Origin of the sequence: Peribacillus sp. NPDC097295 (assembly GCF_044761665.1) — a bacterium.
In the GTDB taxonomy this organism is placed as follows: Bacteria; Bacillota; Bacilli; order Bacillales; family DSM-1321; genus Peribacillus.
This window is the reverse complement of the sequence record NZ_JBIWCW010000002.1, coordinates 241,198-266,900: the sequence shown is the minus strand read 5'-3', so window position 1 is coordinate 266,900 and position 25,703 is coordinate 241,198. Positions and strand designations below refer to the sequence as shown.

Genomic DNA, 25,703 nt, shown 5'->3' with positions numbered 1-25,703 from the left:
TTTTTATTATGTTGCTGGTACAACTTTAACTTTAATTTCTTTAGTTGCCGCACCAACTGTTACTTTGAAAGTTACTGTTGATTCTTGAACTCCTGATTTTAATTCTACACTTGCATTAGCTTTACCGTTATTTGTGATTTTTACATCGGCAACTTTTTCAGGTACGATAGTTACTGTTGTTGCACTAGTTGGTACAACCTTTTTATTACCATATTGATCAACAGTTGCTGTATTTACAGTTAACTTTGCTTCGTCTGCTTTTAGATTAGCTACTGTGCTACCTGAAAGTAATGTTGCTTCTGTAACAGCTTTTGCTGTTGCATAATTACCTGTTGCTTCTGTTGTTGTAAAGAAGAAATCAGATACTGTTGGCGCAGCTGGAGAGATCACAAATTTTCGCTCAAGTACTTTACCAGTTGCATTGATAGTCACTTTTAAAGTGAACTCAGTATCAATTGGTGTACCTGCTGCATTAGTATCTAAGGCAGATGCTGCAACATTGAATTTACCATCTGTTAATGAGTCTGCTGATAATTTACCACCAGTGATTGTTGCTGTATATTCATTTTTCGTAAGTGCTACTTTACCATTATTCAGTAAACCATTAACTGTAAATGCTTTATCAGTGGCAACTTGTGTTTTTCCGATTTCAGCAATCTCGTAACCAGTGTATTCTGTACCATCAGTTACTTGTACTTTCACTTCTACATCAGAATCAATTGTTCCGTTTTCCGTTGTTAGTGCAATATTTAATGTTGCTGAACCATTTTTAACAGGAGTGATACTATTACCAGCAACTGTTACAACATCAGTAGTTCCTACTAAAGTAACTCTTACAGGTGCTGAAGAATCTTTCAATACACGGCCATATTGGTCTTCAATGATTAAGTGATCTTCTGCAGTAAGAGTAACAGGTCCTTTTTCAGTTGATAGTACTAATGGATTTTTAAGACCACGAACTACTGTTGGAATAGCTGCTGCTTTTACATTAACAGTAAGTGTAGCTACTTTGTAAGTTGAAGATTGGAAAACTAGTGCTTGAGTACCTTCAGTAGTGAAAGTCTTTTTATAGAACACTTGGCCATCTTTAACTTCTAAATCAGTAGGAGTTACTGGTGTAGTACCTACTTTGATACCTTTAGTAGCATTTGATAATAAAGCTTTATCAGTAATTACATTACCGTCTTTGTCAGTCACAGTTAATGGGATTAAAGTTGCTTCATTAGCAACAGCTATCTCTGGTTGAGAAGCAGAAATTCCGTCAGTTGCTGAAGTTTCAGAAACATTAACAGTATATTTAGTAGATTGACCATTAGTTGTAGAAATTAATAAGATGTCAGTATTACCAGCTTTTTTAATTTCTGAAATTTTAAGTACTAACTGGTTTTTTCCGCCAATTGTTTGTTCGTAAACAGCAGGAGTAGTCGCTAATGTTAAGTTAAATGGATTAGTATTAGTGAGTACTAAACCAGAAGCCAGACCAGCGTTTGTAATTGCTTTACCGTATTGATCTTTAAGGTCTAAAACGATGAATGCTTCATTTGCTTTAGATTTATCAGTTAATGAAACTGCTTCACCTTTAGCATTGAAAATACCTGTTACAGCAATTGAAGATACTGCAGAAGTAGCAGATAATTTTAAAGTTTTAGTAGTCGATGTACCAGTATTTTGGTCGATTAATACAACTGGAACTAAGTCATTAATTCTTTTACCAGCAACTAAAGATGAACCTAATGTAATTACACCATTAGCTTTATTAAAAGTAATATTAGTACTGTCATTTGTAGTTAAATCAGTTGTTTTTGTAATATCAGTACCATATTGGTCCTTTACTACATAACCAACTGTTGCAGTTGTATTAGCAGGGAATACACCTGTTGCAGGAGCAATAGCACTAGACACTACTGCAATTTCGTCTAAAATTGCGATTGAAGCAACTTTTTGAGCTTCAAATTTAACTGAACCAGTCATTACTTCTTTAGTTAATCCAGAAACGTTTACTGTGTAGTCAGCTGCTTGGAAGTTTGTTGCAGCTACTAACTGTACTGATTTTTTGTCAGTTGACCAAGTCGCAGTAACGTTTTGTTTGAAAGCACCTCGTAATACTTCAATAGTAGCTTTTTCAGTATCAACAGCTTTGCTGAATTTAACTTCAATTGTTTTTGCGTTAACCGCACTTACTTCTTTAACTGTAGGAACTTTTGCATCTTCGAGTTTTTTGTTGATTTTAACAACAGCACTTGTGATGTTTTTAGCTAATTTAGTATCTAACTTAGCTACTTTGTCTGCTGAGTCTTTTGTATCAGCGATTAATTTTTCAGCTGCTTCAAGGTCTTTTTTATCAACAAGAACTGAAATTTCTTTGTAAGCTTTGTAAACTGTCATTTCTTCGTTTACAGAGTTAGCAAGTTTGTTTGCTGCATCTGCATATTTAGCGGTTAGAAGGTTACGAGCATCTGGTCCGTAGACTTTTTTAACGTTAGCTTCGAATTCAGCAATTTTTGCTTGGTATGCTTTTTGAGTAGACAATACTTTAGATTGTGTTCCACTAGCTACAGCTTCTGTGAATGCTGTTTTAGTAGGGTTAAGGTTTGTAGTAACTGCTTTCAAGTATAATTCAGCGCGGTCTAGATATTTTTTGTTAGTATCTAGTTTTACTGTAAGTTTCGCTTTTTGAGCTTTAGTGCCGCCTTTTGAAGCGATTTCTTTTGTAGCTGCTTTATAAGCATCTTGAGCTGCTTTCACGTCTTTTTTGATTGTTGATAACGCAGGTAGTTTTTGGTCTTCTCTAGCCGTTTTGTTATAAGTGTTAAATGCTTTTACCATTGATGATGATGCTTTTGTAATCGCTTTGTCAACTGAGCTAGTAGCTGCCTCTGATTGTGTTGGTGCTACTGCTACGAACGCTGATGCGGCAATTGCAGTTGCCGTTGCTAATTTAATTGCTTTCTTTTTTCCCATGTTAGAAAAAACTCCCTTTCAATATCTAAAGTAGTGCGTTAGGCACGCAAGCTCTTTATAGAGCAAAATAACTAACGACTTACAAAAAAACAAATTCATTACTAAATGACCAATTCATAATTCCTACGACAAGTAATAATATCACTAACTAGTTCTATTAAACTAGAGAACTATAATTGGGTTAATTACCAATCCGTTCTACTTAATCTATAATAATACAAGTATTTTGGAATTTCTACCTTTTTGCTAATATTTTTTGTTAAATATATTAGTAATTGTTTCCAATTTTACTTTTATATAGATTTTACTGTAACTTAGATTACAAATAATAGTTTTATCTTCCATAAAAGTTAATAAAATAAATACTGAAGACTTTTTGGAAATAACAAATACCAAAGAACTATTAATTGTTATGATATGTAATTTCATCAATATATTCGTTAGCTAAAATCTTTATTTAAAAAGTTAAACGGATAGAAAGTATTGATTTTTAAATATCCACTTTATTGGTTTTCGTCTGTTAACCAGGCATTTGGATTCACAAAAAAGACACCCATTTCCAATGGGTGTCTTTTTGTGTCACTTCAAATATTTTTTCAAGACCGGCTTCATTTTATCGCTGACCAAATGGCTGCCGCCTCGTCCTTTTACGTCTTCCATCATCCAGGCCATGATAAGCTCTGGGTCTTCGGTATCCATGGCGACTAACCAGCCATTTTCGGTACCAGTGGAGTTCTTGGATGCTTTTGTTTCGGCTGTGCCTGTTTTGGCCGCTAACTTAATCTTAAGATCGTTTAAGTCATGTGCGGTTCCTTTGGGATGTTCCACGACTTGCGTGAGCATCTTTGTGATCGTACTCGCTTGATCTGCTGAGACGATGTTTTCTTTCCATTGTTTCTTTTCTGTTTTATCGCCTGTCACTAATGAAGGCGCGATGATGTTTCCTTCATTAAGGAACGCGGAGTATGTCATCGCCAAATGAAGGGTGCTCATTTGGACTTGAGCTTGTCCGTAGCTTGCGTCCGCTAGGCGCCCTTCGCTATCGAGCTTCCCGATGCTTGATGCTTTAACCGGGTAGTCAAAGTTCAGGGATTCATCAAAGCCGAAGTCTTGGAGCCCTTTTGAAAATTTATCTTTGCCAAGCTTCAGTGCTTGTTGTGCAAAGTAAATATTATCGGAATAGATGAGGGCTTTTTCCATATCAATCGGCACCCCTGGATTGGAGACCCGTGTGATGGAATGGTCTTTCCAACCTGATTTTGCCCACTTTGTTCCTTCTATATTAATAGCAACTTTAGGGTCCACTCCATTTTTGAGTTCAATGGCCGCTGTCAATGCTTTAATCGTCGATCCTGGTGCAAAAGTTGAACTGAACCGGTTCAGAAGTGGCTTGTCCGGATCTTCTTCCAATGCCTTTTGTTCGGCGTTGGTGATGCCGAGGACATATTTGTTCGGATCAAAAGAAGGGCTTGAAACGAGCGCCAGTGCCTCGCCGGTATTCGGATCAAGTGCTGTTGCTGATCCTACTTCGTTATCGTATTGCGTAAAGATATCCTTTTGAAGTTCAGCATCGATGGTTAACGTAATCGTTTCTCCTTCTTCAGCCGGTTTCTCGGCAATGACTTTTTCCTGGCCTTCTTCTGTCTTGATGAAGATCTTGCCGCCTGGCTTCCCTTTTAGGCGTTCTTCTAATATTTGTTCGAGGCCACGTTTACCAATGACGTCATTTGCGGTATATCCCTTGCCTTTCAATTTCTCCAGATCTTCCGCTGACGCCTCGCCCACATATCCGATTAAATGGGCAGTGGCTTTGTTATAAGGGTAGATGCGTTCGTCCGCATTATTCACCGAAACCCCTGGAATGCTTACCAGCTTATTCAAGGTAGCGGTGTCATCTGAGGACATTTGCTTGATGGGCACGAAATAGCTAGGCTGTACCCATGATTGGTTCAATTTCTTTTCCACTTCATCACTTGTCATGTTCAGTATGCCAGCGACTTCATTGATCGTTGCTTTTTCGTTGCCCATTTTCTCTGGGACTATCCCGATTTCAGCAACCATGCCATTCATGGCCAAGCCACGTTCATTCCGGTCGACAATCTCCCCACGAATGGCTGGATAGCTTTCGACCGATATCTTTTCCCCTGCTTTGAGGTCCGGGAAGATATAGCTCTCGTCCCATTTTATATACCAATTCTCTTCCTTGTCTTTCTCTTCTTTAACCAGAATTGCCTTATGGTCCGAACTGACAGCTCCGGCTAGTGTTTCCATATTGACGGTATAGGCCAAGTTCACCTTTTCGTCATCTTTATGTTCCTTTTCTTCTTTTGGCTTTGTATAGCCCACTTTTATTTGGTCGGCTTCAATTCCTTTATAGATTTTTTTATACCGCTCTGCGAATTCATCTGCACTGACTTTTTTCTTCGTGTCCGCTGACAGATAGTCATACATTTTCGTGAAATCTTGTTTATTCCATAGTTTCGTATATGCCGCAAAGCGTTCTTCTGGGCTAGGTTCTTCCGAGCACCCCGCCAAAAATAACACACTCATCAACAAACAGCCGAAAACTAAAGCTAACTTTTTCATAATCTCCTCCTAATGAACAGTAAGAATGATATATATAGTTTATCAAACTCTGGGAGGAAAAGGGGGAATTTGTAATGCGACTTTCCCTCTTTTTGCTATTTTAGCTTATTAGCACAAACAAAAGTCCTGCACAATTGCGCAGGACTGATATTACAGTACTTTCTTTTTTCGGCTCTTTTGTTCACGGAGCCAGCTTTTCAAGAATAAGAAGCCCATGATAAACGAAATGATTAGGCCGGAGATCGTCACGAGGACGGCCACCCACTCTATAAAATTGTAATTCATATAATCTTTCAACGTCAATTTCTCTTTCAAATCTTCTATATGCAGGTTCATCCCGAGTATCCCGGAGATGACTGTATAGATGGTTAAGATTTGCAGCAGGTAATTACTGCTTTTCCCGGAAAGCTTATCTTGATTTTGATATAAGTAAGAAAGGGTTTCTTTCACTTCTTGGTAGAGCGGTTCAATCTTGAAGATTTCTTTCGTTATATGAAAGAGCTCTTTCCCTGTGGAGGTGCTGTTCACTTCGGCAAATAAGTATTTCGCCGAAAATTCGGTGATCATGAAGATTAACAATTCCGTTTCCGATTGGTCTTTTTCCACATCGATTAGGGAATGTTCATGAGCAAGCTTCAATAAAACTATTTTATAGAAGAAATAAATCAGTACTGAATAAAAATACTGACCGTACATTTCACTCGCAAGTTGGGCTTCAAGCTTGCCTGTTGCTCTTGTAACACAGGCAAAATGCCCCTCGCTCGTGACAAAATACGTTTCCTCGCCCCACCTGTCATAGACCCTCTCCTGATAATGCCGATCAATGTATTTCGGATTCAGGGCTCCGACATAGGGTTCTCCATCATTATCATACCCATTTAACTGACTGAGTCTGTATAAGTCGGTTTTTGTTATATCGCGATCTTCCGGAAGCGCTATATAACTTAAGGCAAACATTCGTTCATCCACGAAGAAAGGCAAGCTTCCGAAGTAGGAAGGATGGTCTTCCTCGTGATCAATGAATTTCTCAGCCGGCGGTATCAATTCCTTGAAGATGAAGTCTTTCACGAGATCATACTCATTATTCCGACAGCCGACTTTCATCTCCTTTTCATCATCCGTTATGGGTTCAAGAACCCGAAATGTATCCGTGAAATAAAGGACATCGTTATAGGACAAACGTTCAGGCAGCGTGACCCTGATATTGATCATGCCAATATGAAATGGGCAAATGATAATATCGATTGAATTGATGATAAAACCAGTGTTTAAAAACGGCGTTCGGAAGGTACAACCAAGATCCATTTTTTTAGAGAAACGGCGCATTCCCTCTTTTTTCTTATAGCTATTTGGAAACAGAACAGGAACGAGGTTTGGCATAAAGTATTGCTCTAAATTACGATGTGAAACTTTATGATCCCCGTAAAAATCGTCCTGCAGATCCAGGTCATCTATTTTCAGAAAGACGTAGTCGTCCTTAAGCAAGCGTTTTACAAATCCCTCAATTCTATCTTCTTCAAGCATAAAAGGAAAAATAAACTGTTGGAAGGAGCGCTTTGTCTGGTCCTTTACATTACCCTTTTCCATAATTTTTTCCTCCATCCTGGTTCTCATTCATTGTGCTACTATTCATTTACCCCAGTTCTAACAAATAAACACGAAGCATATTATGGAAAGCAAGCAGACAAGCTTACGTTTCTTACCTCCTCGCGTATTGAAAAGAAGGGGTTTAAATAGCACGAAAACGGGTACAAAAATATTAAGAATAACTAGTAAAGGAGCGACCTCGTGAGTCCTGATAAGAAAAAACATCACTTCGGATTATTAGAACGAGTCAAGCCGTCGGAATCAAGCGATCGAAAGCGCATGGGCGAATTCATAAAAAAAATGAAAACAAATGCAGAGAACTCTCAATTAACGAGCAAAAACTCATGACATATGAGGTGTCATGAGTTTTTTACGTTTCAATATGCTACTTTTTTCTGATGATCTTGTCCGATGCAATTTTCAATGCCGATTACGTCCAAAAAATGCTGAATCTTTTTCATCGAGCTTGCTTGGTATTCATCTACGATGGAAAATTCTTTTATATAAGCGATTTTTTCTTGACTAGTCGAGTCAAGGAGTTCATCTGTATCTATATTATCTTGGTTGTATTTTTTTTCATTTGATTTCTTGCATGTGTAAACCACAGCTTCCCCGACCTTTTTGGCAGCCCTATCAAAATAAAAAGAAAATACAATGGCACATTCATCATCATAAAAAGAGGGTTGAACTTTCATATTAATATCAATCATTATCCTTCCACCTCTCTCTGTTTTGTTATTCTTACTATAACAAACTTTCTACATGCATCCATGTGTTCATATCCACCCTCACGTTTCATCCACATCCCCCTACACCTCCTTATATTGTAAAACGCTAGCTAAATATAACTAGAGGCATATGCGTGAAAGAATAATTTGTATATGAGGACACAAAAAAAGACACCCCATAAGAGGTGTAAATCAAAATTCGTTCATTTATATTTATCAGTTAAGCTTTTTGATGAACTGATGGTAACTCGTGAACACTTGGTAATTCACTTGTTGATACTAAACCACCAACCACGACTACAGCTACTAGAAGAAAGGATACCGCCATCCCTTTAAGACTTTTTTTCATGGGTAATTCCTCCTTATTTTCAATAAAAATATTGGATTTAATAGAAATAAATTCTATAGTTGTATTTAACCATAGTTTCATGAATAACGTTTTCGTCATGATGATACTCATTATATAAAGAAAATAAATCATTCTTATTTATTCTTCTATTTTTCACTAAAAATATAACTCTAGGCATATTTAAGGAGAGTTAACATGGATTTTTCAGCAGTTGGGAAGAAAATAAAAGAACTAAGAAAACAAATCGGACTTTCGCAAGAGGAACTTGCAGAAGGTATTTGTACTCAGGCACAGATCAGCAAAATCGAAAAAGGTGTGGTGTATCCTTACGCCACCACTCTATATATGATTTCGAGAAGACTAGGGGTAGACGTCAATTACTTTTTTGATATAGGAATGACACCTCGGTTAGATTATGTACAGGAAGTCGCCCACCAATTGGAACTAACGCGTAGAACATTGAACTATCACGATATGAGGGATATCGTTAAAACAGAAGAAAATAATCCCCTATTCACTCAAAACAAGCAAAATTATCAATTGTTATTGTGGCATAAAGGGATTTATGAATACATGATGAACAAAAACATGAATAAAGCGATACAGCACCTAGAGGAAGCCATTTCTTTATCTGATATAACCGATAAGGTGTATTCGGAACGGGAAATTGAATATCTGCTAAGCATGGGTGTTATCTATTTCGAAGAGAGACTCTATGAAAAAGCATTATGTACATATAAATTGGCTCTACACCATATGAATCATTTACCATATTTAAATGATAAAAAGATAAAAACTAGGCTTTTCTACAATTCAGCACGGGTTTCCACACGTTTAGAAGACTATGAAGCCTCCATTATGTATTGTACAAAAGCGATTAAATGGAGTTTGGAAGAATACCATATGTACCTTTTAGCTGATCTCCATTACCATCTTGGATATAACTATGAATTGCAAAATAACTATAAGCAAGCAAGAAAATATATGGAACGTGCCCGCCTCATCTTCGATTTACAAAAACAACAACGTTTTGTCACCTTTATCGAAGACAAATTCAAGGTCTGGGAAGCTCTCATAGAATCCAATTAAGACAAAGCCATTCCCAATCCGGGAATGGCTTTTCACAATCAAACAGCAAACATATTCCAAAACCTGTATACAACATTTCAAATTCCAAGCCCAAATGAAGTATAATAAAGAGATGACCTCGAAATGGAGTTGGGAAATAGGGTCTGACCCCCGCATTACGTAAATTTCGTAGTTTTGTGGGGTTTGGAAGTACTGAAGGATGTGTGTGGGGTTGACGTATTTGCTTGGTTTTCCTATATGGAAGGCTTTGTAGCTGCTCCACTTATATTCGGCGGGGTTTTTGACGATATTGGCTTGTACAGGGTTTAAATGAATATAACGGCTTGTGGCAGTGAATTGCTCGATCGATTCGATTAAGACGGAATGGTAACGGCCTTGAAAGAGGTGACCATCATGGTCATGTCGCTTATTGAAGGAGATGGCATAGCGAGAATTCAGCTTATGCATAATATCACTGATCGGGTGTTGTTTCGTTTCGAGGAGTAAATGCACGTGATTCGTCATGAGGCAATAGCTGTGGAGTTCGAAGGAATACCTTTCTTTCGTTTCCTCTAGATAATGCAGGTAACGAGAACGATCCTTGTCGTCTAAAAAAATATCACTGCGGCGGTTGCCGCGGCTAGTAATATGGTACATGGCACCAGGGTACCATATCCTCGGTTTACGAGGCATAAAACATCATCCTTTCCTATGCCGGGAAATAGGGTCTGACCCCCGTCCGGTGTCGTTAAAGTACTGATAGATCAATGATAATACAAAAATATAATTTTGGGAAATGGGGTCTGACCCCCTAAAGGTGACCCTAAAAAGGAGGAGAGTATGGAGCGGGAGTTGTTGTTTGTTGGGGAGCGGATGGCGGAGTTGTTGAATGCCGGTGATTCGGAGGATTTGGAGGTTGTGAATCAGGGCCTTCATTTGTACCGACAGGGGCTTGTTGATCTGAAAGAGGAAGCGGAGGATTCGATTACGGCTGAAGTGCAAGATGTCACTCGCTATAAGGCAAGGTTGAATTTGCTTTTTCCTCAGGATGGAAGCTGCACCTGTGACTCCAGGTTTATATGCCGACACCAAATGGCCGTATTCTTCTCTGGATATTCCGAGTACGCCAGCGTCTCCGATTGGGTTAGCGAATGGAATGCGCCGAAAGCCACACCCACCCAGGCTTTACAGCAAGTAAAGCGGGCAAGTGAAATATTTAAACATACAAAGGAGAAATCCATTATTCTAGATAAAAGCTATCCATCATGGAAGCAATTCGTGCATGATACGTTCACGGAGCAAGTGGAGCCATATATAGAGGAACCACCTTACATGATTGAAAATCATATACAGACCTACTTTAAACGTCTAAGCTCCAAAACCCCGATGGAACGGGAATGGAAGCTGCTTTATCATTTTGTGACCCATTTTTGTACGTTGCAACTGACCATGAGGATGATTCAGCTACATAAAAGTCACACCCAAGCGGTCCGTGTCTTTTATGCACTTGCAGCTGATCTGGCCGAGGAACTTCATGATACGGTACAGCCACTCAGTCGACAGGCACGCCCCTTTGCCTTTGATCCCTTCGTCTTCAGCATTAAAGAAGATGTAGCGAAGCTACTGGATGGCAGTGAAGGGTTAGAATATGAAAAAATCGATCTCTACCGGGAAATCTGGAGCTACCTCTTCACCACAGCTGCTTGGCGTAAAGAGGAACTGAAACGAGTTCAGGAGGAACTGCCCAAGCAATATGAAGGTACGACTGAGCGTATTTCCTATACCCTGGCTACGATTCACCTTTCTCTGATGGAAAATCAAGATCAACAAGCAATCGGACTTCTCCATGAATTGAAGAAAGAAGCCTGTCCGTATATTTTTTATTGGCTGGAGCTCCTTTCTGAATCGGACGACCGGTCCCGTGCCATTCCTTTCATAGAATTCATCAACGCCCATGTCCAGGAATTCTTGAATGATCTTTCCGATTATTATCAACGGGTGGATTTCGTGCGGACCTTTACGACTTTGATCAGCAGCTGTTGCTTTAAATTGAAGCGAAACGACTTGCTTGAGAAATTCTTTCGGGCTACCCTTCCCCACAGCTATTGGAACTATGCTAATTTCCTTTTTGAGCAAGGCCAATATAAAAAGTGGGTGGAGATGCATATATACTCCGAGATCAGCATTGACTTAATAAGCAATGAATCCATCAAGGAAGTCGTTTCCAAGGACCCGGAAGTGATGCTTCCCCTCTATTATCATGCGGTACAGGAAAAAGTGTCGTTAAAAAATAGACCGGCCTATAAACAGGCGGTCCGCTATTTGAAAAAAATGCGAACCATCTATAAAAAGACGAAAAAGGAAGACGTGTTCGAACGTTATATGCAGTATGTAGTCGATTCAACGAAACGACTGCGCGCTTTTCAAGAAGAACTAAAAAGGGGTAAGCTAATCGATGTTTAATACAGGGAAATTAAAAATCAAAATAGCGGCTCTCGAAAACGGGTCCTACGCCCTTGGTGTCGTCAATGAAGAAAACAGCTTCGTCAGCACGAATTATATTCGAAGACTGTTATTCAATTGGGATGACGCCAGTTTTTATGGTACAAAAATGATGACAGATACGATTAACGAAAGCCCTGTTTTCATTCTAGACGCCTGGGGCCTGCTGAACTTTTTCGCGAAGGAGAGCTTTAACTCCTTCATAGAGTGGGAATGGTCCGAGCTCTCCTCCCTTTGTCTGTCAGCGGCCCCCGTTCTTCATGAATCCATCGAAGCGGGGATTCCCGTTCCGGATTTCACGAATTTACAGTTGGATTCCATCGGATGGAAACTACCGGAAGAGGTCGAGGAAGAATTTCTCCCTTCCTTCTGGGAAGAGGAAATCCCTTTGGATCTCCCTTCACCCGAACTGGAAACTAATCGTACCTTCATTGAGAAATGGTATAACGGCGCCGCTAATATGTATTTGAAAACCTATTCGCCCATGCACAATAAGTGGAGCGAAGCTGTCGGGGCATTAAAGGATTCAAGGCTTTCTCCGGAAGAATTGCAGGCCTTTTTTGATCAAGACAGCTGGCAGGAATGGCTTGGCGTTAAACCGGATCCAAAACCCTTCACCATCGGTCTGCGATTGACCGAGCCGCCTGAAGGGGATGGACCATGGAAGCTGGAGGTCACACTCCGCTCCAAAAGAGATGAAAGCATCATTGAAACATATACAGGTAAAAAGTTGCCTCGTGGCTGGAATAAGTATGCAAGTGAAGTAGTAAAGGCCACCAAACGCTGGCAGCTCGTCGTTCCATGGATCGGGGAAAAAGGACGTTTGAAAAGTGAGCTTTCCGAAACCGATGCCTGGGAGTTTTTGACCGATGCGAGTGAAAAGCTGCTCTTTCTCGGCGTTGAAATCCTCCTTCCATCCTGGTGGCTTGCTTTGAAGGAATCCTCCCTCAAAGTGAAGGCAAAAGTGAAAAGCCAATCGAACCGCGGACCTTCTTACGTGGGGCTGAAAGCATTGATGGACTTCGACTGGCGGTTCTCACTGAACGGCAAAGAGCTCACTGAGTCGGAATTCGAGGAGCTCGTCAATGAAAAACGCAGACTTGTCTATATCCGCGGTCAATGGGTCAAGCTCGACCCCGCGTTCATTAAGCAAATCCAGACCCTAATGGAAACAGCCAATGAAAAGGGCATACAGCTGACCGATTTGTTGCAACAGGAGCTTTTGAATAACGAGGGCGAAATGGTCGAGGATGATTCAGAAAACGGCGAAATGCTCCGAATTCAATTTGAATTGAACCAGGAGCTTAAAAAAATGGTAGGGCGATTGCGGGAAACCAAGAACATTTCGATCAGGCCGGTCCCCCGGACGCTGGAAGGTGATTTGCGTCCCTATCAGGAACTTGGCATGAGCTGGCTCCTGTTTTTAAGAGAGCATGGTTTTGGCGCATGTCTCGCAGACGATATGGGACTTGGGAAAACGGTTCAGATGATTGCCTACCTCCTTTACGTCAAGAATGCCGAAGCGACAGCCAAGGAGCTCCCTACCCAGGAAGAGAATGCACAAACGAGCGAACCGATCATTGTCGATGAAGAAAGTGAGAAGGAAAGTAGCGATGAGGTCGAAGTCATCACCTCCTCACCCGTTTCAGTTCCTGTTCAGGCCGCGCTGATTGTCTGTCCGACTTCCGTGTTAGGCAATTGGCAAAAAGAGTTGGAAAAGTTCGCTCCGACACTCAAGGTCCATCTTCATTATGGCTCGAGTCGGGCTAAGGGTGAGGCGTTCATCAAGAAAGCTGCCGCTCACGACATCATCTTGACTTCATATGGCCTGACTCATCAGGATGTGGAGGAATTGTCCTCCATCCATTGGAGCAGTGTCATCCTTGATGAAGCACAGAATATCAAGAACGCCCAGACGAAGCAATCAAGGGCTGTCCGCAAGCTCGATGGGCGTCATCACATTGCCTTAACGGGCACCCCGATGGAAAACCGCTTAAGCGAGTTATGGGCCATCTTTGATTTCATTAACAAAGGGTACCTGGGATCGCTTGGTCAATTCCAAGAAAAATACGTGACGACCATTGAACGAGAAGAACAAAAAGATAAAATTAAAGAACTGCAACGCTTAATTCAGCCCTTCTTGCTCCGCCGGACAAAACGCGATAAAGAGGTCGCTTTGAACCTTCCGGATAAGCAGGAGCAAAAAGAATTTGTTCCACTTACCACTGAGCAGGCTTCACTATATGAACAGCTAATCAAGGATACCTTTGCCGATATCGAGCAGTTGTCCAGCTTTGAACGTAAAGGAATCATTCTGGCGATGCTAAATAAATTAAAGCAGCTTTGCAATCACCCTGCCCTTTACTTAAAGGAAACGGAAAAAGAAAATATCACGATGGCGGCTAGCCGCTCCGGAAAGCTTGAAAAACTAACTGAGATCATTGACGCTGTCCGCGAGCAGGATGAAAGCTGCCTCATTTTCACCCAATATATCGGAATGGGTAATATGATGAAAAAGCTGCTTGAAAAGCGCTATGGTTTCGAAGTTCCCTTCCTGAACGGAAGTGCGAACAAGAAACAGCGTGATGATATGATTACCCGCTTCCAAAATGGTGATTTCCCCATCTTCATCCTCTCGCTGAAGGCTGGGGGAACAGGGCTGAATTTAACGGCTGCCAACCACGTCATTCACTATGATCGCTGGTGGAATCCTGCAGTGGAAAACCAAGCCACTGACCGGGCCTATCGCATTGGACAGCAACGGTTCGTTCACGTTCATAAATTAATATGTACCGGGACGCTTGAAGAAAAAATTGACCAAATGCTTGATAAAAAACAGGCCTTAAACGACGAAATCATCAGCAGTGATAACTGGATCACAGACCTATCCACTGATGAAATCAAAGATCTAGTATCTCTTCACTAAGCCTCTCTGATAACCACTCATAGCAGCCCTGATCATTGGGGCTTTATGCTATGGGTGGTTTTTCTTTTTGTGTTCCAGTCTTTCGGATTGACGATAAAAAAAGATTGATATTCTCCATGATTAATCAAAATATGTTCCAATGCTTTTGTAAGCGCTTCACCTTTATTGGACAAATATTTCTCTGAACGTTCTTCAAGGATTATTTTTTCTCTACGGGGATCATAGGTTATGGAAGTCTTAGCTGTATCCTTTTCAAATAGCGAAAGGGTCACACCCGGGATAAGCGGATATTCTTGATAGGATGAATCTTTCCGGGGTTCCTTTTTAAATGGAGAGTTAGCCAGTTGAAGTGCATCAAAGAAACTCGTTTTTGCTAGTGACATATCATATGTTTCATATTTAACCGTTATACCACGTCCATAATCCTTCTTAATCAAATCCTTTTTAATATTCATGGATTTCCTCCTCCAGTTTAGTTCCATATACCTATTTCGTTACCATCTTTTATTTTCCTTCTTGAATTTCCAAAAAAAGGACCCCTCACAGAGATTTCGTTATAAACAACGTGATAACTACTTAAAGCATGTATGACTAAAAGGTACATATTGCTTAAAAAATGAGAAAAGTGGGGTCTCATAATTCCTTTTTCGAGTAAAATAACGCAAAATTGAAGAAGCAGAAATGTTGTTAAATCAACATTTCTGCCTCTCTCTATTTATTCAATTTAGGCTTACCTACCCTTTTGGGGACAGCCCCTTTTCTTTATCTTTTTGCTTTATAAACGTAGATGGTTTTTTTCGTCTCGTTTCCGGCAAGATCCGTGACCTTCCATTCGAATGTATTGTTGCCCACATCAAGTGGCAGTTCCACATCCTCTATCGTTTCTTTGAATGAACGCATTTTGTATGGTTCCTTAAATTCATGGAAGAATACTTCGCTTCCGTTCAAGTAAAGGCGGATTTCATCGAAGTTGTCTTCGACTGTCACATCCACTTTTGGATTCGGGCTTTTTGCCCCCACAATCAGTGACGCACCTTTAACCTTCAAACTCGGTTTCTTTGTATCCACCATGAACATCCGTTTAAAGGAAATCGTGTTCCCGACTGTATCTGTTGCTTTAACCATGAAACTCTGGACGCCGTCGTTGTATTTCTTTTTAAACGAGAATTCGTATTGTTTCTTTTCTGTATTATATTTCACCGGAACATTTTGATTGTCTATCTTGAATTCCTTGATTCCCGACGATTCTTTAATAAATCCGGTAATTATCATATTCTTCGTGTTGTTCACGCTCAATGCTTCAGGACTCGTGATATATACGGATGGCGCCACTTTATCTTTTTCAACCGGCACCGTATCTTCGTTCAAGTCTGCTTCAGCTATCTTTTTATTCCCAGCGAAGTCTACAGCAACAACCTGTACTTTTTCACCCTTCACATCCGGCAATGTATATTCCTTTGTATCCGCTGCTAATGGATCTGTTATGAGCGACTTTCCATCGATTTGCACGTCATAATACGCTAAACCTGATCCATCGGCATTGTCCGATCCTTGAATGCTAATCACCTTGTCGGTTTTTGAAATCTTGACTGTTGGTGCCACCGTATCGACTTTGACAGGGATTTTATATGTCTGCCACTTAGCACCCTCATAATCTATCACTGCTTTTATTTCATAGAAATAGACACCATCTTTAGCAAGCGCATTTTTGATTTTGCCATCCCATTTACGGGCTGGATCTAGCGTATAGGTCGTCCCTTGCCCGCTGTCGTAATAGTCTTTTTGAACCTGATTTTCTGTACGGATTTTCCGGACGGGCTCACTCGAAGCATTCAATATATTGAACTCCACATTTTTCGCATTCCTCAAGAATGATAGCATCGGGATCAGATCATCCTGGGCCCCATCGCCATTCGGGGATATCGCGATATATTTTTCATCGAAGGTCTTTCCAACTGGTTCATAGCCCAAGTAGGTATATTCTTCCCCTGCAGTTGTCACAGCCCCAGCCATGCCGTAGTATGAATCTTCATCATATTTCGTTCCGTCCAGGATCGGTGCCTTGTCCCATTCCCCTTTGAAACCTACGTAGGGGACACTTAATTTCGGATGCTTGTCAGCAGGATTTTTTAGTGTCACGAACCCTTCGACAAAGTAGCCGTTCGGGAAGACCTTATCGATGGCAACTGGTGTTTCGAGGTCATCGCCGAGCACCTTAGCTTTGGAAAGGTCGACCTTCACTTCAACATTAACCGATTTCTTAGCTGGGACGGTAATTTCTTCTTGATTATGGTTATTAATTTTTATTGAAGCATCCTGTATTTCCTGTGCTTCTAATTGATTTGCTGCATAACCAAGTTGTCCTTGGATGGCATAGTCTGTTTGGATATTCCCCAATACATCATATATAACTGCTTCATCACTCAAATTTTCAACCTTTAAAGTAAAGGCAAATGTATTTCCCACCTCTTTCAACGCAACTTTTGCCACATTGGTGAACGCCTCGGTCACCACCACGGGTGTAGCCAACGCTGAATTCAATTGCATGATTCCAGCTCCTTGCCTACGCGGCGAGTAGGGAATATCCCATCCATAAGCATGATTGACCATGCCTTGATCGATTACAGGCTGAGAAGTATTCATCATCAGGTTTTTGGCCAAGTTTGCCCTCTCAAAACCATTCGCATTCAAGTCTTTATCGACTCTTTCCAGGACGAGGGCAGATCCGCCTGATACATGGGGCGCTGCCATCGACGTCCCGCTCATCATGCCATATTCATCATTGTTCAACGTAGAATAAATCTGTCCCCCTGGTGCTGTGATCTCTGGTTTGAAATCGAGATTCGGTGCGACGCCCCAAGAAGTGAAAGCACTCATTTTCCCAGCCTCGGGATTGGCTGATTTCAACTTATCCCTATTGAAAGTGATCGTCACTTCTTCCCCTTCCGATAAGGCAGCCTGCAACTTCGCACCATCCGATTTAAGCATGAATAGCTGGGGAATCGTTATGCTTGGTTCCGTAGCCATGGATATATATCCATCGGCATTGTTATAAATAATGACGCCTGCCGCTCCAGCACTCTGGGCGTTTTGCGTTTTTTCAATAAAGGTTATTCCTCCGCGCTCGATGAGGGCAAACTTGCCTTTTACATCCACCTTAGCCAGCTCCTCGGGGGTTCCAAGGCCTGCATCGACTAACTGATGCGTTTTTTCCTTTAAATCGTTAGGATGTACGCTCGAAGCCGACATGAACGGCGCTTTCCCTTCCTGCTCGTTAATCTTATAGGTAGCTGCATCTAAATCCAGATAGTTATTTTCAATCGATGCCACTTGAAGAGAATCATAAGCAAGTCCAGGTGCACCGGCGATACCGATATCAGGATTCGATGCCCGCGGGTTGGCGAACCCGTTTCCGAAATGGGCCGAGTTCCCTGCTGAAATCGACATCACGATCCCATTTTGTACGGCTCTTGAAACGGCCTGCTGCTCAGGGTCTTCCTCTGAGACAAAGCCTGCTGTCGAACCAAGGCTCATGTTCAAGACATCTGCACCGAGAATAATGGCATCATCAATCGCCTTGATATAAATATCCCCCCAGGTCGTCTTCACATCAGGGTCATTCCCAAACACCTTCAACGCTAGCAGCTGCGCTTCAGGAGCCACCCCTTTAATGCCGCCATTCTCTTCATCCCCATTAGCCGCTGCGGTCCCGGCAACGTGCATCCCATGCATCGAAGCTCCCTCAGCGAGGTCGAGGATCTCTTGATTATCATCCATATAGTTATATCCGTAAGGGACCTTTTCCGTATAATACTTTCCAAGTAAATGATTGGCTTCTATCATTTCACTGACTTCCGTTTTCGTCAGTTCCCCCTTTGAAGCATCACTAAGAATCATGTCACGATGAGACGGGTCAATCCCGGTATCAATGATTCCGACGACCATTCCCTCTCCCGTATATCCATATTCCCGCCAAGCTTCCTGGGCTTGGATCAGTTCCTTGCTATATACCATATCCGGCTTTTCAACAGGTCGTTCATATTCATTCACAATATGTACGTCAGCCACTTCAGGCATTGCCGCCACTTTTTCGACCTCACCATATTGCAGCTCTGCACTGAACCCATTCAGAACCGTCGTAAAACTTTCAAGTTCCTTGAAATCTATCTTTTTGTCTTTTACTTTCTTTTTCACGTTCTTCTGTGCAGATAGTTTGTTAGACTTCAATTCGGCCCTTTTACTTTTAGTTAGCTCTTTAAAGCGTTTGCCTTCCTTAGATGCATATTCTATGGCTGGGGCTTCCTTCATCTCTACGATTACCCTGACCTTGTCATTGCTTTTGTATTTCTTTTCCTTCTCTTCTTTGTTCAACTTCAATATGCTTTCCTGATTTTTCTTTCCCTTGTTCGTTCCGATTGAGGGATCAGGAAGATTAGCAGCGGAAACAGTTGCTGTAAAGACCAATAAAAAGATTGCTAGAATGGGCAAGATACGTTTTATCAATGAACGATTCCTCCTCTAAAATAGTAAATTTCTATAATTTTCCTTATAGGTATAAAAGTATCATAAATTTTAGCGTGATTTTAAGAGATAATAGTCACTTTTTTCCTATAGCAATCTAGTATAATAGGTTTATTTTCAATAAAAGCAATAATTACTACTTATATGTAAAATATATAAAAACGGAAAAAAGGCAATGGTTTTCGAAAGAAACCATCGCCTTTTTCCTCTAGTTTTTCATTCTTGGATCCAATGCATCACGCAAACCATCTCCCATTAGGTTGAAACCAAGTACCGTCAACATAATGGCGATTCCTGGGAAAAGCACGGTCCAAGGAGCCTGAATGATGAACTGGCGTGAATCCGCAAGCATCTTACCCCATTCTGGTGATGGTGGTTGTGCACCGAGACCAAGGAACCCGAGCGCCGCACACTCAATGATGGCCGTCGCTATCGCTAAAGTCCCTTGGACAATGATTGGCGCGAGGCTGTTCGGAAGGACGTGATGAAGTAATATCCTGACATCCCCCATTCCAATCGCCTTAGCAGCCGTTACGTATTCCTCTTCTTTTACGGTCAAAACTCGTGAGCGCAAAAGTCTTCCGAACGTTGGGACATTGACGATTGCAATCGCGATGAGTGCATTGCGTAGGGACGGTCCCAATACCGCTACAACCGCTATCGCTAGCAGAATGCTCGGAAACGCCAGTACAATGTCAAACAGTCTCGAAATAATCGTATCAATCCACTTACCGTAATACCCGGCAATGATGCCGAGGAAAGACCCGACCACTACAGAACCAGCCACTGATAAAAAGCCTACCCATAGCGATAATCGCGAGCCATAGATGATCCGGCTCAAGATATCACGGCCAAACTCGTCGGTGCCGAACCAATGATCAGCCGAAGGAGCCAAATGTTTGTCACTTAGCTTCTGCCCTTCAAATGAATAGGGGGCAATGAGCGGGGCGAAAATAGCCAGTATAATGAAAAATAGGACAATCCCCAGGCCAACCAGGGCAACCTTATTTTTCTTGAAGCTTTTCCAACCTTCCTTCCAGGGAGAAATGGCTTTTTCCTCTACCTCTTGAGGAGGAATGATCGGCGGTGTATTCGTTGCAATTTCAGCCATGAGATATCCTCCCTATTTATATTTAATCCTAGGATCAATCGCTGCATACAAAAGGTCCACAATCAAGTTAATCATGACGAACAAAAAGGCGATGACGAGAATTCCCGATTGAATGACCGGATAATCCCGGTAAAGGATAGCTTCATAGATATATGTTCCAATACCTGGCCATCCAAAGATGGTTTCCGTTAAAATCGCCCCGCCCAATAGTAGACCCGTTTGCAGACCGATAACGGTGACCACTGGAATTAAAGCATTTTTCAAGGAGTGCTTATAAACCACCCAGAACATTTTCATGCCCTTCGCGCGAGCCGTCCGGATGAAATCGGCCCTCATGATTTCAAGCATAGATGAGCGTGTCATTCTCGCAATGATCGCCATTGGGATGGTTGCAAGTGCAATTCCCGGTAAGATAAGATGTTTCACTACTTCTATGAATTGATCGAATCTACCAGAAACAAGAGTATCTATTAAATAAAAGCCCGTCATCGCTGCTACAGGGTCTCTGATATTATCCCGACCTGTCGTTGGGAGCAGATCCCACTGAATTGCGACTAAATACTGTTCCATAAGGCCAAGCCAGAATATCGGCATCGATACTCCAACCAAGGCAATGATCATAGCCGTATAATCAAACCAGGAATTCTGGAACCATGCCGAGATAATCCCAGCATTTACGCCGATGATGACCGCAATGATCATGGCAACCAGCGCCAATTCCATCGTGGCCGTCAAGTAAGGCCATATTTCCTCTGAAACAGGGGTATTCGTTTTTAGAGAAACCCCTAGATTGCCTGTTAACAGGCCAATTAAGTAATCCCAGAACTGAATGAACCAAGGTTGGTCCAAACCAAGCTCCTTTGTCATGGCAGCGACGGCTTCTTTCGTTGCCTGCTGCCCTAATATAACCTGGGCGGGGTTTCCCGGTATCGCCCGAATCATCATGAATACAATAAACGCCATTCCGAGAAGCACCGGAATAAGTGAACCTAAACGTCTTATGGTATAGGAAAACAAAATAGTCACCTGCCTTTTTTACACATGGGCTTTTTAATCGCCCTTCATTCTTTACCTCTTTAAACTTCGCATGACAAAACCGGGGAGCATACCTTCATACCCCCCGGTCCGTACAATTAATTTTCGATTGACACGTTAATTAGAGACTGAGAACCTGTAGGATGCGGAACGAATCCTTTGATTGTCTTAGTACCAGCTAATTGTGGCAATGAATGTACAAGTGGTACCCAAGGTGCTTCTTCATGTATGATTTCCTGTGCTTTTCCGTATAGCTCATTACGTTTCGCTTCATCTGCAGTAGATTGAGCTTCAATCAATAATTTATGGACTTCTTCGTTTGCATAGCGAGAGTAGTTGTTCGAGCCGATCGTATCTTTATCCAATAATGTATACAGGAAGTTATCGGCATCTCCATTATCGCCAGTCCAGCCAAGCATGAACGATGGAGCTTCACCGGCTTGTACTTTTTCCAAGTATGCAGCCCACTCATACGTCATGATATTGGCTTCAATATTGACTTGTTTCAGACTTGCTTGAATGGCTTCAGCGACTTTTTGTCCATCAGGCATATATGGACGTGGTACCGGCATGGCCCATAGATCCATTTTGAATCCTTTTTCAAGTCCAGCCTTTTTCAATAGTTCTTTTGCTTTTTCAACGTCGTATTCATAATCTTTGATGTTGTCGTTGTATCCAGAAACGGATGGTGGCATCGGATTCTTCGCAGGCTCAGCCGTTCCTTCAAAGAAGTTATCGATGATTTCCTGTTTGTTGATCAAATGGGAAATGGCTTGACGCACTTCTTTTTTATCAAATGGCGCTTTTTCAACATTGAATCCAAAGTAGCCAACGTTCATGGATGGACGTTCAAAGATTTGAAGGTTTTTGTCCCCTGTCACTTTGCTGATGTCACTTGGGTTCAATCCGTCCATTAGGTCAACTTCACCTTTGATTGCCGCATTCAAACGAGCAGAGTTATCTTTGATGACTTTAAAAGTGATGCCATCAAGTTTTGGTAATCCTTCTTGCCAATAGTCTTCATTTTTCACGACTTCAATCGTGTCGCCTGGTTTCCATGATTTAAATTTGAAAGGACCTGTTCCAGACGGATTCTTGCCAAAATTGTCTCCGCCTTTTTCAACGGCAGTCGGACTTGCAATGGCAAATGGTGACATCGCCACGTTTTTCAAGAATGGTGCTTGCGGACGTACTAGCGTGAATTCCACTGTGCTATCATCAAGAGCTTTTACTTCTTTGATAACGTGGCCTTCGTCGCCTTCAAAACCACCGAACATGGAAGCATAATAAGCAAACTTCGCTTCATCCTTACTTTTTGCCCAGCGCTGGAAGTTCTTGACGACCGCTTCAGCGTTGAAGTCAGTGCCATCATGGAACTTGATGCCTGTTTTCAACTTGAACGTGTACGTTTTCGCATCTTTGGAAACTTCCCATGACTCTGCAAGTCCTGGTTCGATTTCTGTATTATCTTCTCCGTATTTCACAAGTGTTTCATAGATTTGCTGTGTGACGATGTAAGACTCGCCATCCGTTACGATAGCGGGATCAAGTGAAACTGCATCTCCGCCTTTACCGTAGATTAAAACCCCGCCACCTTTTGCTTCTCCTGAGCCGCCTTTATCATCTTTATCTTTCGATGTCGATGATGAACAGCCAGCAAGAGCAAGTGAAATTGCTAAAATACTGGTTAACAATAAAGCCATTGTCTTCTTCATATTCTTCCCCCTTGTTTTCTATGAATATATATATACGTCCAGTCAAATCAATTATATAAATGACAAGAGACGTAGTGACCTGGTTTATGTTCCTGTAAAACCGGTTTTACTGTACTGCATTCTGCCATCGCTTTTGGACATCTTGTATGGAATGGGCAGCCACTCGGTGGATTGGATGGACTAGGGACATCTCCCTGCAATATGACCCTATCTCCCTTATACTCAACATCCGGAATCGGTACTGCCGATAATAAGGCCTGTGTATAGGGGTGCAGCGGGTCTTCATAAAGTCCTTCGCTTTCTGTCAGCTCAACAATATGTCCAAGATACATGACGCCAACACGATCTGAGATATGCCTCACGACGCCAAGATCATGTGCAATGAATAGATAGGTGAGGTCAAAATCCTTTTGCAAATCTTGAAGGAGATTCAACACCTGCGCTTGAATGGATACATCCAATGCCGAAACAGGCTCATCCGCGATTATCAGCTTCGGATTAACGGCTAGCGCCCTGGCGATGCCTATACGTTGCCTTTGACCACCACTGAACTGATGTGGGTACCGCTTGGCGTGGTAACTGCTTAAACCCACAACTTTGAGTAGCTCCTGCACACGCTTTTTTCGTTCTTTCTTATCTTTGACACCATGAACGATTAGCGGTTCTTCCAGTATCTTTTCGACTGTGTGCCTCGGATTAAGCGAAGCGAATGGGTCTTGAAAGACCATTTGCATTTCACGGCGCATCCTCCTCATTTCACGGGTGGATAGTTTCGTCAGGTCCTTGCCTTCGAAATAAACATTGCCTTCACTAGGCTCAAGTAATCGAAGCAAAAGCCTTCCCGTCGTAGACTTACCGCATCCGCTTTCACCAACAAGGCCCAGCGTCTCCCCTTTGTGAATGGAGAATGACAAGCCATCAACAGCCTTCACTTCACCTATCGTTTTCCCAAGCACCCCCCCTTTGATTGGGAAATGCTTCTTTAGGTTTTCTACCTTAACTAACGGTTGAGTCATGCAATGGTGCTCCTTTCGCATCTTCATACAGCCAACAACGCACTTGTTGCCCTTCTTCAAATGTCCGCAGAGACGGGGTTTCACTCAAGCATTGCTCCATCGCATGAGAACAGCGAGGGGCAAACTGACAGCCCAGCTTGCTAGAACCTGGTTTAGGCACATTTCCGGGGATTGAATATAGCCGATCCTTCTTTATGCGCATATCGGGGATTGATTGCAGAAGGCCGATTGTATACGGGTGCTTAGGATTTTGAAAAACCGTTTGCACTTTTCCTTCTTCGACTACCCTCCCGGCATACATCACAATGACACGCTGACACATTTGTGCCACTACGCCAAGGTCATGAGTAATCATCATGATGGCTGTATCTGTTTCTTTATTCAAATTCTTCATCAATTCTAGGATCTGGGCTTGTATCGTGACATCCAAGGCTGTAGTCGGTTCGTCTGCTATGAGAAGCTTTGGTTCACAAATCATAGCCATGGCAATCATGACACGCTGTCTCATCCCACCCGAAAGTTGATGTGGGTATTCATCAATCAATTCTTCAGCTCGTCCAAGTCCAACCAATTTCAACATATCCACCGCTCTTTGGCGGGCCTGTTTTTTATTCCATTTTCTATGTATTCGGAGTGTCTCTACCAATTGTTCTCCGATTGTAAAGACGGGATTCAAGCTTGTCATCGGTTCCTGAAAAATCATTGCGATTTCATTTCCACGAATCTTTCGCATTTTGGCTTCAGATGCGTTGGCTATATTACTTCCTTTAAACTTTATTTCTCCCTCTACCTTCCCGGTAGGCGAAGGAACAAGTCCCATAATGGACAAGGAGGTTACACTTTTCCCACAGCCCGACTCCCCGACAATCCCTAACACCTCACCAGGATTAACATGAAAATCGATGGAATTCACGACAGGTATTTCTCCGTCGTCAGTAAGAAAGCTGGTCCGTAACCCATTGACCTCAATAATTGGAACGCTCATAACATCACTTCCTATATATCTTTAGTTTACATTTTTTAATATTATTTGGTTTATTATTACATCAAACTTAAAATTTTACAATATATTTTCTTAAAATTCTAACTTAACAGAATAATATTTCAAATTAGTTCTTTGGTATTAACTTAAAAAATAAAAAATGACTGTAAGGTTACAGTCATTTTTTAAGAGGGGAATCAAGCCTAATTGATTCCATTTAGGGGAAGAGACGGAGGTAATCCGGGGCAAAAGCCAGGTCGGCTTTGGGGAACGTGAGACATATAAGGACCTGTTCAATATTATGCTTTTTGAAGATAACTATTTTCTGTAAATTTACTGTTATGTTCTAAATGTTTAATCCTTTTTTCTAATTTTTCATTATGCTCATATAAATACTTGTTATGCGATTCTAATTGGGCCACCTTCATCTTAAGGTGATGCAGTTCATCTTCATTCACTTTTGTCTGCACATGCGTCTTCGCAACATGACGAATTAAATCACCGATGAGTTCTTCCAGCCGCTGCTTGTCCTGTACCGAGCTGAAAAGGAGAGGGATTCTTGCCTGTCCACCGGGAAGCTTTTTATTTCCTTCACTCATGTTTCACCTCCAAGTAA

The 25,703-nt window shown here is 41.7% G+C and carries 17 protein-coding genes; 3 read left to right on the top strand and 14 right to left on the bottom strand.

Annotated features, from left to right (window positions below; translation table 11 throughout):
• Positions 1-6: 6 nt before the first annotated feature.
• The 5 genes from ACIQXN_RS04525 to ACIQXN_RS04505 form a co-directional block, all read right to left on the bottom strand.
• On the bottom strand, positions 7-2,961 hold the full coding sequence (locus ACIQXN_RS04525) for a hypothetical protein (protein WP_402962270.1): 2,955 nt from the start codon (positions 2,959-2,961) through the stop codon (positions 7-9).
• Positions 2,962-3,540: 579 nt separating this feature from the next.
• Positions 3,541-5,547, bottom strand: coding sequence for a penicillin-binding transpeptidase domain-containing protein (locus ACIQXN_RS04520; protein WP_402962268.1), 2,007 nt, complete (start codon positions 5,545-5,547; stop codon positions 3,541-3,543).
• Between the two features lie 150 nt (positions 5,548-5,697).
• Entirely contained in the window at positions 5,698-7,134 is a 1,437-nt protein-coding gene (locus tag ACIQXN_RS04515; RefSeq protein ID WP_402962266.1) for a hypothetical protein, read from the bottom strand.
• Positions 7,135-7,511: 377 nt separating this feature from the next.
• The gene (locus tag ACIQXN_RS04510) at positions 7,512-7,844 is read right to left on the bottom strand and encodes a hypothetical protein (RefSeq protein WP_402962264.1); all 333 of its coding nucleotides are present in this window, start codon (positions 7,842-7,844) and stop codon (positions 7,512-7,514) included.
• Between the two features lie 238 nt (positions 7,845-8,082).
• Positions 8,083-8,310 (bottom strand): hypothetical protein, encoded by a 228-nt coding sequence (locus tag ACIQXN_RS04505; RefSeq protein WP_402962262.1) that lies wholly within the window; start codon positions 8,308-8,310, stop codon positions 8,083-8,085.
• 96 nt (positions 8,311-8,406) lie between these two features.
• On the opposite strand from ACIQXN_RS04505, the gene ACIQXN_RS04500 reads away from it, so the two are divergent.
• A complete protein-coding gene (locus tag ACIQXN_RS04500) occupies positions 8,407-9,300 on the top strand; it encodes a helix-turn-helix domain-containing protein (RefSeq protein ID WP_402962260.1) in 894 nt (297 codons plus the stop codon).
• Here the strand turns inward: ACIQXN_RS04500 and ACIQXN_RS04495 are convergent.
• Positions 9,223-9,972: an REP-associated tyrosine transposase gene (locus ACIQXN_RS04495; protein ID WP_402962258.1), complete on the bottom strand. Its 750-nt coding sequence runs from the start codon at positions 9,970-9,972 to the stop codon at positions 9,223-9,225. The genes ACIQXN_RS04500 and ACIQXN_RS04495 overlap by 78 nt on opposite strands.
• 147 nt (positions 9,973-10,119) lie before the next feature.
• Here ACIQXN_RS04495 and ACIQXN_RS04490 point away from each other — a divergent pair, with 147 nt between their 5' ends.
• Both ACIQXN_RS04490 and ACIQXN_RS04485 read left to right on the top strand, forming a co-directional pair.
• Positions 10,120-11,742: a hypothetical protein gene (locus ACIQXN_RS04490; RefSeq protein WP_402962256.1), complete on the top strand. Its 1,623-nt coding sequence runs from the start codon at positions 10,120-10,122 to the stop codon at positions 11,740-11,742.
• Positions 11,735-14,707 (top strand): DEAD/DEAH box helicase, encoded by a 2,973-nt coding sequence (locus tag ACIQXN_RS04485; RefSeq protein ID WP_402962254.1) that lies wholly within the window; start codon positions 11,735-11,737, stop codon positions 14,705-14,707. Before ACIQXN_RS04490 ends, ACIQXN_RS04485 begins: the two co-directional genes overlap by 8 nt.
• Before the next feature lie 32 nt (positions 14,708-14,739).
• On the opposite strand, the gene ACIQXN_RS04480 is transcribed toward ACIQXN_RS04485, so the two are convergent.
• From ACIQXN_RS04480 to ACIQXN_RS04445, 8 genes are all read right to left on the bottom strand, one after another.
• Entirely contained in the window at positions 14,740-15,162 is a 423-nt protein-coding gene (locus ACIQXN_RS04480; RefSeq protein WP_402962252.1) for a hypothetical protein, read from the bottom strand.
• Positions 15,163-15,469: 307 nt separating this feature from the next.
• Complete coding sequence (locus ACIQXN_RS04475) at positions 15,470-19,210, bottom strand: S8 family serine peptidase (protein WP_402962250.1); 3,741 nt, start codon at positions 19,208-19,210, stop codon at positions 15,470-15,472.
• 226 nt (positions 19,211-19,436) lie between these two features.
• Complete coding sequence (locus ACIQXN_RS04470) at positions 19,437-20,339, bottom strand: ABC transporter permease (RefSeq protein ID WP_402962248.1); 903 nt, start codon at positions 20,337-20,339, stop codon at positions 19,437-19,439.
• A 12-nt stretch (positions 20,340-20,351) separates the two neighbouring features.
• Positions 20,352-21,356, bottom strand: a complete 1,005-nt coding sequence (locus ACIQXN_RS04465) for an ABC transporter permease (RefSeq protein WP_402962246.1) — start codon at positions 21,354-21,356, stop codon at positions 20,352-20,354.
• 116 nt (positions 21,357-21,472) lie between these two features.
• Entirely contained in the window at positions 21,473-23,089 is a 1,617-nt protein-coding gene (locus ACIQXN_RS04460) for an ABC transporter substrate-binding protein (RefSeq protein ID WP_402962244.1), read from the bottom strand.
• A 47-nt stretch (positions 23,090-23,136) separates the two neighbouring features.
• The gene (locus tag ACIQXN_RS04455; RefSeq protein WP_402962242.1) at positions 23,137-24,105 is read right to left on the bottom strand and encodes an ABC transporter ATP-binding protein; all 969 of its coding nucleotides are present in this window, start codon (positions 24,103-24,105) and stop codon (positions 23,137-23,139) included.
• Entirely contained in the window at positions 24,086-25,090 is a 1,005-nt protein-coding gene (locus ACIQXN_RS04450) for an ABC transporter ATP-binding protein (protein WP_402962240.1), read from the bottom strand. Before ACIQXN_RS04450 ends, ACIQXN_RS04455 begins: the two co-directional genes overlap by 20 nt.
• 296 nt (positions 25,091-25,386) lie before the next feature.
• Positions 25,387-25,686 carry a hypothetical protein gene (locus ACIQXN_RS04445; protein ID WP_402962238.1) on the bottom strand — a complete coding sequence of 100 codons (300 nt, stop codon included), beginning with the start codon at positions 25,684-25,686 and terminating at the stop codon, positions 25,387-25,389.
• Between the last annotated feature and the right edge of the window lie 17 nt (positions 25,687-25,703).